Here is a 12,574-nt window from a genome sequence, read left to right as displayed (position 1 = left end):
GGAAACTACCGGCCCCTGACGAGTGTCATGAACCGTACCTGCTCGTTGACTTCAGTCTTGAACGATCCTGTAAAGGTCGTCGTGGTGGTCGTCGAACCGGCTTTGCGAATGCCGCGCATAGCCATGCACATGTGTTCCGCCTCGATCATGACCGCAACACCGCGCGGGCGCAGTGACTCCTGGATTGCATTGGCAATCTGCGCTGTCATGCTTTCCTGCGTCTGCAGGCGATGCGCAAACATGTCGACCACGCGGGCGATTTTGGACAAGCCGACGACCTTCTCGCCGTCGGGCAGGTAAGCCACATGTGCCTTGCCGATGATCGGCACCATATGATGTTCGCAGTGCGAGAAGAACGGAATATCCTGAATGAGGATCATGTCCTCGTATCCGGCGACTTCCTCGAAGGTACGGCCAAGCACGTCGGCCGGATCCTGCGCATAACCCGAGAACAATTCCTTGTATGTGTTCGCTACTCGTTGCGGCGTATCCAGCAGACCTTCGCGGTCCGGATTATCGCCAGCCCAAAGCAGCAGCGTACGAACGGCTGCTTCGGCTTCTTCCTGGGTGGGGCGTCGATTATTGTCCTGCTTGGCGGCTGCCGACTGCAGGACTTTGATTATAGCATCCATCGCGATCTCCCGTAGCCGCCCTCAAAGGAGCGACGAGTTAAACGGCAATACACGATAGTCGCTCCATCGGAACGGACGGTGTATTGAAGGCGAGCCGGAAGAGGTTTCCAGCCCTGACCAACACAATAACGCATCGCGAAAATTTAATACATGCGACTTTGTGCTGGTGCGCTCAAATACTATATAGAGATTGAAATCGGAATTCATAGGGTCAAAGCGATGCACAATGACGCGTTTGCGGTGAACACTGTGTCGGAAAATAGGCATTCATTATGATCAATGACGTCTACAACACGCGTATCCTGGAATTTGCCGGAAACATCCAGCGGCTCGGGCGTCTCGAGGAGCCGGATGCATCGGCCACCGCTCATTCAAAACTTTGTGGCTCGACTGTTACCGTCGACCTCAAGGTCGAGGATGGCGTCGTGTCGGATTTTGCCCATGATGTGAAGGCCTGCGCGTTGGGGCAAGCTTCGTCGTCGATCATGGCGCGGCATGTCATCGGCGCGACGGCACAGGAGCTGCGCGACGTCAGGGACAGAATGTTCAAGATGCTGAAGGAAAATGGCACGCCGCCGGACGGCAGGTTCGAAGATCTGAAGTTTCTCGAGCCCGTGCGCGACTACAAAGCGCGCCATAATTCCACGATGCTGACCTTTGACGCAGTGGTGGATTGCCTTGACCAGATCGAGAAGAAAAACGCCGAAGCCGCAGCCTAATACCCATGTGTGAAAAACCGGCACATGATCATCCGCCGAAGAATGCCAGCAAATATTCGCGTAACTGGCAAGGATCCTGGCGGAAGACACCGGGACGCTTGTTGGGAACAGGGCTGATCAGGCTCTACCAGCTGACGTTGTCCGGTTTTATTGGAAATTCCTGCCGCCATATTCCCACCTGCTCGGAATATACCTACGAATCCGTCGCCCGGTATGGCTTGTGGTCTGGAGGCTGGATGGGCCTCTTCCGCTTTGTACGCTGCGGGCCGGGCGGCACATATGGGCTGGATCCGGTCCCGACCGAACTGGACGGTCGGTTCGTATGGTATATGCCCTGGCGCTTTTGGGGCCTTCATCGCCCTCGGTCTTGAACTTAGAGTCTCGGGCGATAATATAGGCGCAGTTCTGTTTCCCGGTTGGCGAGACAATCCACGCGAAAGGTTGCGAGGCCGAGGTTCAATCATCGGACGAAGCGACCTGACAAAGTGGTTGGCCGTCAGCCGGCAACCCGAAGGGCCGGGTGACTTCGAGCCCAATCCATCGGGCTTCGGCATCGTCCGATGGAAAGGCATCGGCCTTGCCAAAACCCTTGACCTTGTCCACGAATTCCCTCCGGCAGAACGCGTCTATATTGTCGCCCGAGGCTCTTGGCACTTTACGCCGGGCAAAACAGCATTTAGAAGTGCGCCCGCCGGAGCGGTTTCCGGCAAGCTGGATACCACCCGCAATCGTTGGCGGGACTGGATAGGAGAAAATCGATGTCACAAACAGTTGCCAAAACTGTATCCATGCAATTCCCCGATGGCTCGAAGCGCGAATATGACGCTGCCATGACCGGTGCGGAACTTGCTGAATCCATTTCCAAGTCACTCGCCAAAAAAGCTGTCGCCTATGCGGTGGATGGCACTGTGCGCGATCTGTCCGATCCGTTGCAGGGTTCGGGCGCTATCGAGATCCTGACGCGGGAAGACCCGCGCGCGCTGGAGTTGATCCGGCATGATTGTGCACATGTTCTCGCCGAGGCTGTGCAGGAGTTGTTTCCCGGAACGCAGGTCACCATCGGCCCGGTCATCGAGAACGGCTTTTACTACGATTTCGCCAAGAACGAACCATTCACGCCGGATGACCTGCCGGTGATCGAGAAGAAGATGCGGGAGATCATTGCCCGTAACAAGCCGTTCACAAAGGAAATCTGGTCCCGCGAAAAAGCGCGCAAGGTTTTCGCCGAAAAAGGCGAAGCCTATAAGGTCGAGCTCGTCGATGCCATTCCCGAAGGCCAGGATCTGAAGATCTATCGCCAAGGCGATTGGTACGATCTTTGCCGCGGCCCGCACATGGTCTCGACGGGCCAAATTGGCAATTCCTTCAAATTGATGAAGGTTGCGGGGGCCTACTGGCGCGGCGACAGCAACAATTCCATGCTCAGCCGTATCTATGGAACGGCTTTCAATAATGATGCCGATCTCAATTCCTATCTGCACATGCTGGAGGAGGCGGAAAAACGCGATCATCGCCGTCTTGGGCGCGAAATGGACCTGTTTCACTTCCAGGAAGAGGGCCCGGGGGTCGTATTCTGGCACCCGAAAGGCTGGAAGATGTTCCAGAGCCTCGTCAGCTATATGCGGCGCCGGCTGGACAGCCATGGTTACAGCGAAGTCAATGCGCCGCAAGTACTCGACAAATCGCTGTGGGAGACTTCGGGTCATTGGGGCTGGTACCGTGACAATATGTTCAAGGTCACGGTCGCGGGAGACGAGACCGACGACGAGCGTGTGTTCGCGCTGAAGCCCATGAACTGTCCCGGCCATGTCATGATCTTCAAGCATGGGCTGAAATCATACCGCGATCTGCCGGTAAAACTTGCGGAATTCGGCAATGTGCATCGTTATGAACCTTCCGGCGCTTTGCATGGCCTCATGCGCGTGCGTGGCTTCACGCAGGACGATGCGCATATTTTCTGCACAGACGAGCAAATGGCGGCGGAATGCCTGCGCATCAACGATCTGATCCTCACGACCTATGCCGATTTCGGATTTGAAGGCATCACTGTGAAACTATCGACGCGTCCCGACAAGCGCGTCGGTTCGGATGAATTGTGGGATCGCGCCGAAGAGGTAATGGGCAAGGTGCTCAAGACGATCGAGGAACAGTCTGACGGAAAGATCAAGACGTCGATCAATCCAGGCGAGGGTGCCTTCTACGGTCCAAAGTTCGAATATGTGCTGCGCGATGCAATCGGGCGCGACTGGCAATGCGGCACGACGCAGGTGGATTTCAATCTCCCCGAGCGTTTCGGCGCTTTCTACATCGACTCTACGTCGGAGAAGAAACAACCGGTTATGATCCATCGCGCTATTTGCGGTTCCATGGAACGCTTTCTCGGCATCCTGATCGAAAACTATTCAGGTCACATGCCACTGTGGTTTGCGCCTGTGCAGGTTGTGGTAGCAACGATCACCTCCGAAGCCGATGAATATGGCAAGCAGGTCGCCAAGGAACTGAAGGCTGCCGGTCTGCAAGTTATCACCGACTTCCGCAACGAGAAGATCAACTATAAGGTTCGGGAGCATTCCCTGCAGAAGGTGCCGGTCATACTTGTTTGCGGCATGCGCGAAGCTGAGGAGCGTTCCGTCAATATGCGCCGGCTCGGTTCGCAGAATCAGACCTCGCTAAAGCTGGATGATGCGATCGAGCAGCTCAGGAACGAAGCAACGCCGCCTGACCTGTTGCGCGCCGCGGCCGAGTAATCTAATCGAACATGAAATATGACAGCGTGGTGGCTTCATCACGCTGTCATATAGTGCTGAGAAAATCTGAGCCGTTTCAATATTTGCGGAGTCCACGTGCAGTTTCCAGAGCTTTCTTATGCCAACGACACGCAGACCCGCCTGACCCAATGGCTTATCCGCTCGATCGAAGGCCTTTCCGGCCGCAATTATTATGCCGGGCTCTATAATACGTGGCGGAGCGACATCGTCCCCGCAGGTATCGATGTTTTCTGTCGCATGATGGATCTGATCAACATCCGTCTCGATGTTCAAGACCAGTGGCCACCGCAAAATCTGCCCGATACGCCATTGGTGATCATCGCCAACCATCCTTTTGGCATCGGCGACGGCATTGCGTCTCTGGCATTGGCCGAGCAGCTGGGCCGGCCGTTCCGCGTTCTCATCAACAATGATCTGATGAAGGTGCCGGAAATTCACCCTTATGCGCTTCCTGTCTGTTTCGACGAAACGAAGGAAGCCATGACGATGAATATGGCGACGCGTCACGAGGCCGTGCGGCTTTTGAAGCAGGGCGTGACGATTGTCGTCTTTCCGGCCGGCGGTGTTGCGACAGCGCCCAAGGGCTTTGGCCGGGCCGAGGATTTGTCGTGGAAGATCTTTCCGGCAAAGCTCGTGCAGCAAGCCAAGGCCTCGGTGATTCCGGTCTATTTCGGCGGGCAGAACGGGCGCTTCTTCCACCTGGCGAGCAAAGTTTCGATGACCTTGCGCATTTCGCTGCTGATACGCGAATTTCGCAGATTGTCCGGTAAGGCAATCAACGTGCGGATCGGCCGGGTTATCGGTTGGGACGAACTGAAGCCGATGGAAGACCGCAAGCTATTGCTCGAATATCTCTACAACGCGGTTTTTTCGCTGCAACCCAGGTCTTCTCGATAGCGATCAATCGAGCGGCTCTTCGCCCTCGGCCGGTTGGTTCGTCGTTGCTGGTGAACTTGCAGCTTCGGATGCGATCACTTCGACATCCTGATTGCGACCTGCAACGACCTTGTAGTCGCGCTGATAGATGCGATCCTTGTTCTTGGCGATGATGACATACTCGCCTTCCGCCAAGACAATCGAAGCAAAGGCTCCGACGCTTTCCCGCACAATATCGCCGGATGTGGTCAGGACGGACCAGGCAGTATCGGCCAGCGCCTCACCGCCAGCCTCGCGCACAAGCTTCATCGTCAGCAATGCAGCGCGGTGTTCGACATTGGCTTCGGTGATCTTGCCAGCCTCGACCCGTATATCCGAGCGGATCACAGCGTTCGCGGTGCCGTAGTTGGAGACGATCTGGTATGTGCCGGTATTGAGGCGCACCACGCTATCCGGTTTGACGTCGGGGATGATCAGTGCACGTTCGCCGCTCTGGTCGGCGTGATCTTCATAGATGGAAAACCGCAGCTGATCCGGCGGTATGCGCCCGCCGCCTGAAAGCGTCGCATTGAGTTTCACCCCGCCGGCATCGAGGATCATGGTTTCCGTGCGCTTGGCGCGGGTCATGGTAATGCGCTTCGTCGCACCCGCACGTCCGAATGCTACATGGACCAGATAGCTGCCAGGGGCAAGGTTGAACGAGGTTGTTCCACCCTTTGCAGTTGCCAGCAATGCCAGCTTTCCGTCGCCGCTTGGCTCCGGCGAGAATACACGCCAGACGAGACCGCGCGGGATCGCTTGGCCATTGTCGGTAAGCTTGGCTGACAGCACGAGTTCCGGTTCGTTGGCAAAGGGGTTGTTCTCGGGAGCCTTGGGATTGGCATATCCTTTAAGATTGGGGATGTTGGGAATATCGAGTGGCGGGACTTCAGGCAGTTCGGGAGCAAGCGCCTGCGCAGATGCGCCGGAGATGCTGGCAAACCCCATGGTTACAAGCAGCAGCGCACATTTTAGGGACTTGCCGCCCGTTGAAATAAACTGGAATACACCCATGAAACGGTTTGATCCGAAGCCGATGGCAATTTCAAGGCTTTTTCTTAGCGTGCTACCTTTACTTGGCGGATGAAACCACCACATTGTCCGCGCATCGTAAAAATCAGGACCGCCGTTTTAAAACATGGATACATCTGCTCCCAATTCGATCATAGAATTCCTGTCAACCCGCAGTTCGACGCCTATCTCGGCTATTGGTCTTCCGGCGCCTTCGGACGATGAGATCCAGACCATGATTCGTATCGCCTCGCGGGTGCCGGATCATGGCCGGCTCACCCCATGGCGCTTTATCCTGTACCGGGGAGAAGCGCGCGTGCAGATCGGCAAATATCTTGCGGATCTTGCCGAAGAGCGCGAAGGTCCGTTAACCGAGCAACGCCGCGATCAGGAACTCAAGCGCTTTGCACGAGCGCCATTGGTCATCGGCGTGGTGTTCTCGCCGGTCGAGCATCATATTCCCGAATGGGAGCAATTCCTGTCGTCCGGCGCCGCGGCAATGAAGCTTTCTCTCGCGGCCAACGCGCTTGGCTATGCCACCAACTGGATCAGCAACTGGTACGCTTCCGATGAAAAGGGCCGTGCCCTGCTTGGTCTGGCGCCGCATGAGCGTGTCACCGGCTTTGTCCATATAGGTACTTGCGCCCAGAAGGTGCCGGAACGTCCGCGACCCGAGATCAAGGACATACTGTCCGAGTATTCGGGGCCGTGGGAAGGCTAGGCCCCTAAAGCCTGTCCATCCAAGCATGAAAGGCTTTAGATGTTCTACAAATACGAGGATGGTCACGGCCTGCCGCATGATCCATTGAAGGCTATCGTTGCCCCGCGACCGATCGGATGGATCTCGAGTCGTTCGAAGGAAGGCAAGATCAACCTCGCGCCATATTCCTTTTTCAACATGATCAGCACCAAGCCCTGTCTCATCATGTTTTGTTCCGAAGGCCACAAGGACAGCGTGTCCTTTATCGAGGAGACGGGCGAGTTTGCTGCCAATCTGGTCAGCGCGAACCTTGCCGTTGCCATGAATGCAACGTCGGTGAATGCACCGCGCGGTGTCAGCGAATTCGAGTATTCCGGGCTGACGCCGGTCGAGTGCACGATGATCAATGCGCCTCGTGTGGCCGAGGCATTTTCGACGCTTGAATGCGTCGTGACTGAAATCCGCAATCCGAAAGATCGCCACGGTAACCCGGTCGCTTCAATCATGGTCATCGGCGAAGTGGTCGGCGTGCATATCAGCGAGGAAATTCTCACCGGCGGCCTCGTGGACATGACGAAAGCCCAGCCGGTTTCACGCCTCGGCTATATGGATTTCGCCTCGGTTTCCGACACGTTCCAGATGTTTCGCCCAAAGTGGGATGAATCAGCGGGCTGAACGAGCGATAAGCCGCTCCGCCCTTCGCAGATGCGGACGGTCGACCATCTCGCCGTCGATACCGATCACACCTGCAGCCGGATCAGCGGCAAACGCGTCGATTATCCGTTGGGCCTGTGCTACCGATTCCGGCGGCGGTGTAAACGCGTGATTGATGATTGGTACCTGCGCCGGATGAATGGCAAGCTTGGCGGTGAACCCGTCACGTTCAGCCTCGGCGCATTCACGCGCAAGCCCTTCATCATCGCGGTAGTTGATATAGACCGTGTCGATCGAGGCTACATCTGCCGCTGATGCACCGAGGATCGTCACTGCCCGAGCCAGCCGGAAGAGATCCGTATAACGCCCGGACTCGTCGCGGGTGGTGTGAGCGCCGATTGCCGCAGACAGGTCTTCAGCCCCCCAACTCAAGCCGACCAGCCGGGTTGATGCGCCAGGATAACTTGCCGCCGAGAGCGTCCCGATCGCAGTTTCGGTGATGATAGCGATTATCTGTGTCGCTCCTTCCTCGACGCCTGCCCGTGCTTCGTGAACGTTGAGTTTGGCCGAGAGCCGCGTCACGTCCTTGCCGCTGTTGGATTTCGGCAGGAGTATGCCGTGGGGCAGGGATGGCATGACGGCGGCCAAATCGTCATCGGCAAGTCCACTGGCAAGGTCATTGATGCGAACGAACAGGCGCGGCGAAGGCCTGCCTTGGCTTGCAGCGAGGAACTCGGCGGCTATTGTTCTTGCCGCTTGCTTGCGCTCCACGCTTACCGAATCCTCAAGGTCGATCAACAGCACGTCGGCCCCGCTGGTCAGGCCCTTTTCCAGCTTCCTTTCCGAATCGCCCGGGACGAACAAGAGCGAGCGCATCAGGCTGCGGTCTTCGATTTCATCATGGCCTGCCGCGTGCATTTCGCGACAAGGACACCGAATTGATTGAAAGCCCGGTGTTCGAATTCGACGATGCCACGATCCGGTTTTGATTTGGATTTCCGCGCGGAGATCACCTGCGTTTCGACCCGGACGGTATCGCCGTGAAACAGCGGGGCGGGGAACGTCACGTCGGTCATGCCAAGATTGGCAATCGTCGTGCCAACGGTTGTGTCATTGACCGAAATGCCAATCATCAGGCCGAGCGTAAACAGGGAATTCACCAGCGGCTTCCCCCATTCTGTCTTGCTCGCATAGTCGAAATCGATATGCAGCGGCTGCGGATTGAGGGTCATGACCGAAAACAGCATGTTGTCGCTCTCAGTGACAGTCTTGCGCAGCGCGTGCTGGAACACATGTCCGATTTCAAAGTCTTCCAGATATAGCCCTGCCATGATGTCTCGCATCTCCCCTTTTGCATGAGTCTAGGTCGGCTTTGCCAACATCGCAACATGCGCGTGCTGGCACCTTGTTATGGTTAACCGACATGGTGAACCGTTCGTAAACCTTTTGCTACTAAAGTCTATTGTAACAAAGACTGTGGGGCGCAAGATAAATGTCGGTACAGCACTATCTGAAAATGATCGATAATGTTTCGGTTGCGCAGCGTTGCCATGCAGCGGCTGCGTTGGCTCATATATACCTGCATTCCGACCTGGATTTCGAGGAGCGTTGTGCTACAGAGACCGTGCTGACGCTGCTCCTGGATGATCCTTCGCCCAAAGTGCGGTTGGCGCTTGCCGACGTGTTTTCCACAAGCGCGCATGCACCAATCCACATCGTCGCCGGTCTTGCCCGCGATCAAATAGAGATCGCAACCTATATGCTGGCGCGATCCCTCCTTCTCAGCGATGCCGATCTGATCGATTGTGTTGCGGGCGGAAGCGGCGACGCACAGAAAGTCATAGCAGCGAGGCCCAGGGTGTCGATTGCGGTCAGCGCTGCAATCATTGAGATCGGCGAGACCATTGCCGTACTCGAGCTTCTGACCAACACCCAAGCGCAGATAGCCGACATCAGCTTTCGCCGCTTGATCGAGCGCCTGGGCCATGTGGCTGAAATTCGCGCCCTCCTTGTCGACAATGAGCGTTTGCCTGCCGATTGCCGCCATGCCCTGGCAATCTGCATCGCCGAAGCGCTGTGCCAGATGGACATTGTTGTGGCATTGATGGGCGAGCGGCGGGCCAGGCGCGTAACGCAGGAAGCTTGCGTCAAGGCATCGATCAGTCTTGTGGCGGAGACTTCCGTTGAGGAATATCCCGCACTGATCGAGCACTTGCAGCTACGCGGTGACCTCACGACTGCATTCGTCATCCGGGTTGTTGCGTGCGGAAAGATCGATTTCTTCGGTGCGATTCTTGTCATGCTCTCGGGCTACAGCCTGGCGCGCGTGCGGAGCCTTTTGATCGATGGCCGGGCCACGGCGTTGTTTGCATTGTTCAGCGCTGCCGGACTTCCCGCGAGCACACATCAACCGCTGCGCGTAGCGCTCAACAGTTGGCACGGCGTTGCCAACGGCAAACTGTCTATAGGTGCGCAGGAAATCGCGCGCAGGATGATCGAGCACGTCGCACCGGCTACCGATGGCGGTGTTCCTGCCGCTGCCAATGACGACATGCTGTCGCTGCTCAAGAGGATCTATCTCGAGGCAATCCGGGAAGATGCGCGCGAGCATGCAACGGCAATTGCCGCGGCATAAGGGGTTTCGCCAACATTTCATTACAAAATACGTTCAGGCTTTGATCGCATAAATGCGCGCGCCGCCGGTGAAGTGGCGAAAAATTGCTTTTTTGCCGGGCTCGATTTTACCCGCCAGTAAAATATTCGCCGGAACTTTCAACAAGTTCAGGGTGTTATGCGGAATATCTCATCAGAAAAGCGCGGTAACCGTCCGGAATTCCTTGGAAAAGCCAATGCTCACCGCATGATTTTTCATGATAGTGTACGGCGCAATACGCGTGATTGGGAGGTCTGTATAATGTCCGATAATGGTGAATTTGGTCCGCTCAGCCTGCACGTGCCCGAACCGGCGGTGCGGCCTGGTGGTGCACCAGATTTTTCCAATGTGGAGCTTGATGAGGCCGGCGCGATACGGCGTCCGGAAGTCGACGCCAATCCCGAGGATATACGCGATCTGGCCTTCTCGATCATTCGGGTTCTAAACCGCGACGGTGAGGCCGTCGGCCCTTGGGCGGGATTGTTGACCGACGAGCAACTGACCGAGGGGCTGCGCCATATGATGACGCTGCGCGCCTTTGACGCGCGGATGCAGATCGCCCAGCGTCAAGGCAAAACCTCGTTCTATATGCAGCATCTGGGAGAAGAGGCAGTCAGCTGCGCTTTCCGCAAGGCGCTTGCGCCCGGTGACATGAATTTTCCGACCTATCGGCAGGCAGGCCTTTTGATTGCGGATGATTATCCGATGGTCGAGATGATGTGTCAGATCTACTCCAACGAGCGCGATCCGCTTAAAGGCCGTCAGCTGCCGATCATGTATTCATCGAAAGAGCATGGCTTCTTTTCAATCTCGGGAAATCTTGCGACGCAATATATCCAGGCAGTCGGATGGGCGATGGCATCGGCCATCAAGCATGACACCAAGATTGCAGCTGGATGGATTGGCGATGGGTCTACGGCCGAATCCGATTTCCATGCATCGCTGGTGTTCGCATCGACGTACAAAGCACCAATCGTACTGAACATCGTCAACAACCAGTGGGCGATTTCCACCTTTCAGGGCATTGCACGGGGCGGTTCCGGCACATTTGCTGCGCGTGGTCTCGGATTTGGCATTCCCGCTTTGCGTGTCGACGGTAACGACTATCTCGCGGTTTTTGCAGTGGCGAAATGGGCAATCGAGCGTGCCCGGCGCAATCTCGGGCCCACGCTGATCGAGTATGTTACCTACCGCGCCGGCGCCCATTCCACGTCCGACGATCCGTCGGCCTACCGGCCCAAGACAGAATCCGATGCCTGGCCACTGGGTGATCCTGTCATCCGGCTAAAGAACCATCTGATCGGGCGGGGCGTCTGGTCCGATGATCGTCACAAGCAGACCGAGGCGGAAATTCTCGACACTGTCGTTGCTGCGCAAAAAGAAGCGGAAAGCTTCGGAACATTGCATGCGGGAGGCAAGCCATCGGCCCGCGACATGTTCGAGGGTGTGTACAAGGAAATGCCGCCGCATCTGCGTCGCCAGCGCCAGCAGGCAGGAGTCTGATAGATGCCGCGCAAAACTATGATTGAAGCCATTCGCGACGCGATGGATATCATGATGGAACGCGACGACAATGTTGTCGTGTTCGGTGAAGATGTGGGCTTTTTCGGCGGTGTTTTCCGCTGTACCCAGGGACTGCAGGCAAAATACGGCAAAACACGGTGCTTCGATGCGCCGATCAGCGAAGCGGGCATTGTCGGCGCGGCGATCGGGATGGCCGCTTATGGCCTAAAGCCCTGCATCGAGATCCAGTTCGCCGATTATGTCTATCCGGCATATGACCAGATCGTTTCGGAGGCCGCGCGCCTGAGGTACCGGTCCAATGGCGACTTTACCTGCCCGATCGTTGTGCGAATGCCGGTTGGGGGCGGCATTTTTGGTGGTCAGACTCACAGTCAGAGCCCTGAGGCGCTCTTTACGCACGTTTCGGGGCTGAAAGTAGTCGTTCCCTCCAATCCGCATGACGCCAAGGGCTTGCTGATTTCGGCTATCGAAGATCCCGACCCGGTGATCTTCCTCGAACCCAAGCGCCTCTATAACGGGCCGTTCGACGGTCACTATGACAGGCCGGTAACGCCTTGGTCGAAGCACGATCTCGGCGAGGTTCCGGATGGGCATTATACGGTACCGCTTGGTAAGGCGATCAAGCGCCGCGAAGGTTCGAAGCTCACGATTCTTGCTTATGGCACAATGGTTTACGTGGCCGAAGCCGCTGCAGAGGAACATGGCATAGACGCGGAAATCATCGATCTTCGCACGCTTTTGCCGCTCGATCTCGAAACCATCATCGAATCGGTTTCAAAGACTGGCCGATGCGTCGTGGTGCACGAAGCAACGCTGACCTCGGGTTTTGGTGCGGAACTCGCGGCCCTGGTCCAGGAACATTGTTTCTACAAGCTCGAAGCGCCGGTCGCGCGGGTGACCGGGTGGGATACGCCTTATCCTCACGCCCAGGAGTGGGATTATTTCCCGGGACCGGTGCGTCTTGGACGCGCGCTTGTCGAAACGCTGGAGGGATAGAG

Annotated in this window: 14 protein-coding genes; 9 read left to right on the top strand and 5 right to left on the bottom strand. The window is 56.7% G+C overall.

The window, feature by feature from the left end; translation table 11 throughout:
• Window positions 1–5 precede the first annotated feature (5 nt).
• Window positions 6–632 (bottom strand): GTP cyclohydrolase I FolE, encoded by a 627-nt coding sequence (folE, locus tag J2X72_RS05820; protein ID WP_210004562.1) that lies wholly within the window; start codon window positions 630–632, stop codon window positions 6–8.
• 272 nt (window positions 633–904) lie between these two features.
• Here folE and J2X72_RS05815 point away from each other — a divergent pair, with 272 nt between their 5' ends.
• Together J2X72_RS05815 and yidD are read left to right on the top strand one after the other, a co-directional pair.
• Window positions 905–1,351: an iron-sulfur cluster assembly scaffold protein gene (locus tag J2X72_RS05815; RefSeq protein ID WP_210004564.1), complete on the top strand. Its 447-nt coding sequence runs from the start codon at window positions 905–907 to the stop codon at window positions 1,349–1,351.
• Window positions 1,352–1,356: 5 nt separating this feature from the next.
• Window positions 1,357–1,722 (top strand): membrane protein insertion efficiency factor YidD, encoded by a 366-nt coding sequence (yidD, locus tag J2X72_RS05810; protein WP_310069588.1) that lies wholly within the window; start codon window positions 1,357–1,359, stop codon window positions 1,720–1,722.
• A gap of 85 nt (window positions 1,723–1,807) precedes the next feature.
• Here the strand turns inward: yidD and J2X72_RS05805 are convergent, their stop codons facing one another.
• Window positions 1,808–2,116 carry a hypothetical protein gene (locus J2X72_RS05805; RefSeq protein WP_310069584.1) on the bottom strand — a complete coding sequence of 103 codons (309 nt, stop codon included), beginning with the start codon at window positions 2,114–2,116 and terminating at the stop codon, window positions 1,808–1,810.
• Between J2X72_RS05805 and thrS the strand changes: the two genes are divergently transcribed.
• Window positions 2,110–4,098, top strand: coding sequence for a threonine--tRNA ligase (gene thrS / locus J2X72_RS05800; protein WP_310069582.1), 1,989 nt, complete (start codon window positions 2,110–2,112; stop codon window positions 4,096–4,098). The genes J2X72_RS05805 and thrS overlap by 7 nt on opposite strands.
• Window positions 4,099–4,194: 96 nt before the next feature.
• Complete coding sequence (locus J2X72_RS05795) at window positions 4,195–5,016, top strand: lysophospholipid acyltransferase family protein (RefSeq protein ID WP_310069580.1); 822 nt, start codon at window positions 4,195–4,197, stop codon at window positions 5,014–5,016.
• Window positions 5,017–5,019: 3 nt separating this feature from the next.
• Here J2X72_RS05795 and J2X72_RS05790 read toward each other — a convergent pair whose 3' ends face one another.
• A complete protein-coding gene (locus J2X72_RS05790) occupies window positions 5,020–5,982 on the bottom strand; it encodes a hypothetical protein (protein ID WP_310070968.1) in 963 nt (320 codons plus the stop codon).
• Window positions 5,983–6,172: 190 nt separating this feature from the next.
• Here J2X72_RS05790 and J2X72_RS05785 point away from each other — a divergent pair, with 190 nt between their 5' ends.
• Both J2X72_RS05785 and J2X72_RS05780 read left to right on the top strand, forming a co-directional pair.
• Complete coding sequence (locus J2X72_RS05785) at window positions 6,173–6,766, top strand: nitroreductase (RefSeq protein WP_112531332.1); 594 nt, start codon at window positions 6,173–6,175, stop codon at window positions 6,764–6,766.
• Between the two features lie 39 nt (window positions 6,767–6,805).
• Entirely contained in the window at window positions 6,806–7,420 is a 615-nt protein-coding gene (locus tag J2X72_RS05780; RefSeq protein WP_310069576.1) for a flavin reductase family protein, read from the top strand.
• Here J2X72_RS05780 and J2X72_RS05775 read toward each other — a convergent pair.
• Both J2X72_RS05775 and J2X72_RS05770 read right to left on the bottom strand, forming a co-directional pair.
• Window positions 7,409–8,275, bottom strand: coding sequence for a CoA ester lyase (locus J2X72_RS05775; RefSeq protein ID WP_310069574.1), 867 nt, complete (start codon window positions 8,273–8,275; stop codon window positions 7,409–7,411). The genes J2X72_RS05780 and J2X72_RS05775 overlap by 12 nt on opposite strands.
• Entirely contained in the window at window positions 8,275–8,730 is a 456-nt protein-coding gene (locus tag J2X72_RS05770) for a MaoC family dehydratase (protein WP_310069571.1), read from the bottom strand. Before J2X72_RS05770 ends, J2X72_RS05775 begins: the two co-directional genes overlap by 1 nt.
• Before the next feature lie 161 nt (window positions 8,731–8,891).
• Here J2X72_RS05770 and J2X72_RS05765 point away from each other — a divergent pair, with 161 nt between their 5' ends.
• The 3 genes from J2X72_RS05765 (at window position 8,892) to J2X72_RS05755 (ending at window position 12,572) form a co-directional block, all read left to right on the top strand.
• A complete protein-coding gene (locus J2X72_RS05765) occupies window positions 8,892–10,034 on the top strand; it encodes a DUF2336 domain-containing protein (RefSeq protein WP_310069569.1) in 1,143 nt (380 codons plus the stop codon).
• 279 nt (window positions 10,035–10,313) lie between these two features.
• A complete protein-coding gene (locus J2X72_RS05760; protein ID WP_310069566.1) occupies window positions 10,314–11,555 on the top strand; it encodes a 3-methyl-2-oxobutanoate dehydrogenase (2-methylpropanoyl-transferring) subunit alpha in 1,242 nt (413 codons plus the stop codon).
• 3 nt (window positions 11,556–11,558) lie between these two features.
• Window positions 11,559–12,572: an alpha-ketoacid dehydrogenase subunit beta gene (locus J2X72_RS05755; RefSeq protein ID WP_210004587.1), complete on the top strand. Its 1,014-nt coding sequence runs from the start codon at window positions 11,559–11,561 to the stop codon at window positions 12,570–12,572.
• The last annotated feature ends 2 nt before the right edge of the window (window positions 12,573–12,574 follow it).

Source organism: Phyllobacterium sp. 1468 (assembly GCF_031455525.1).
GTDB lineage: Bacteria > Pseudomonadota > Alphaproteobacteria > Rhizobiales > Rhizobiaceae > Phyllobacterium.
The sequence above is the reverse complement of the archived record's forward strand: the minus strand, read 5'-3'. Positions and strand labels throughout refer to the sequence as shown.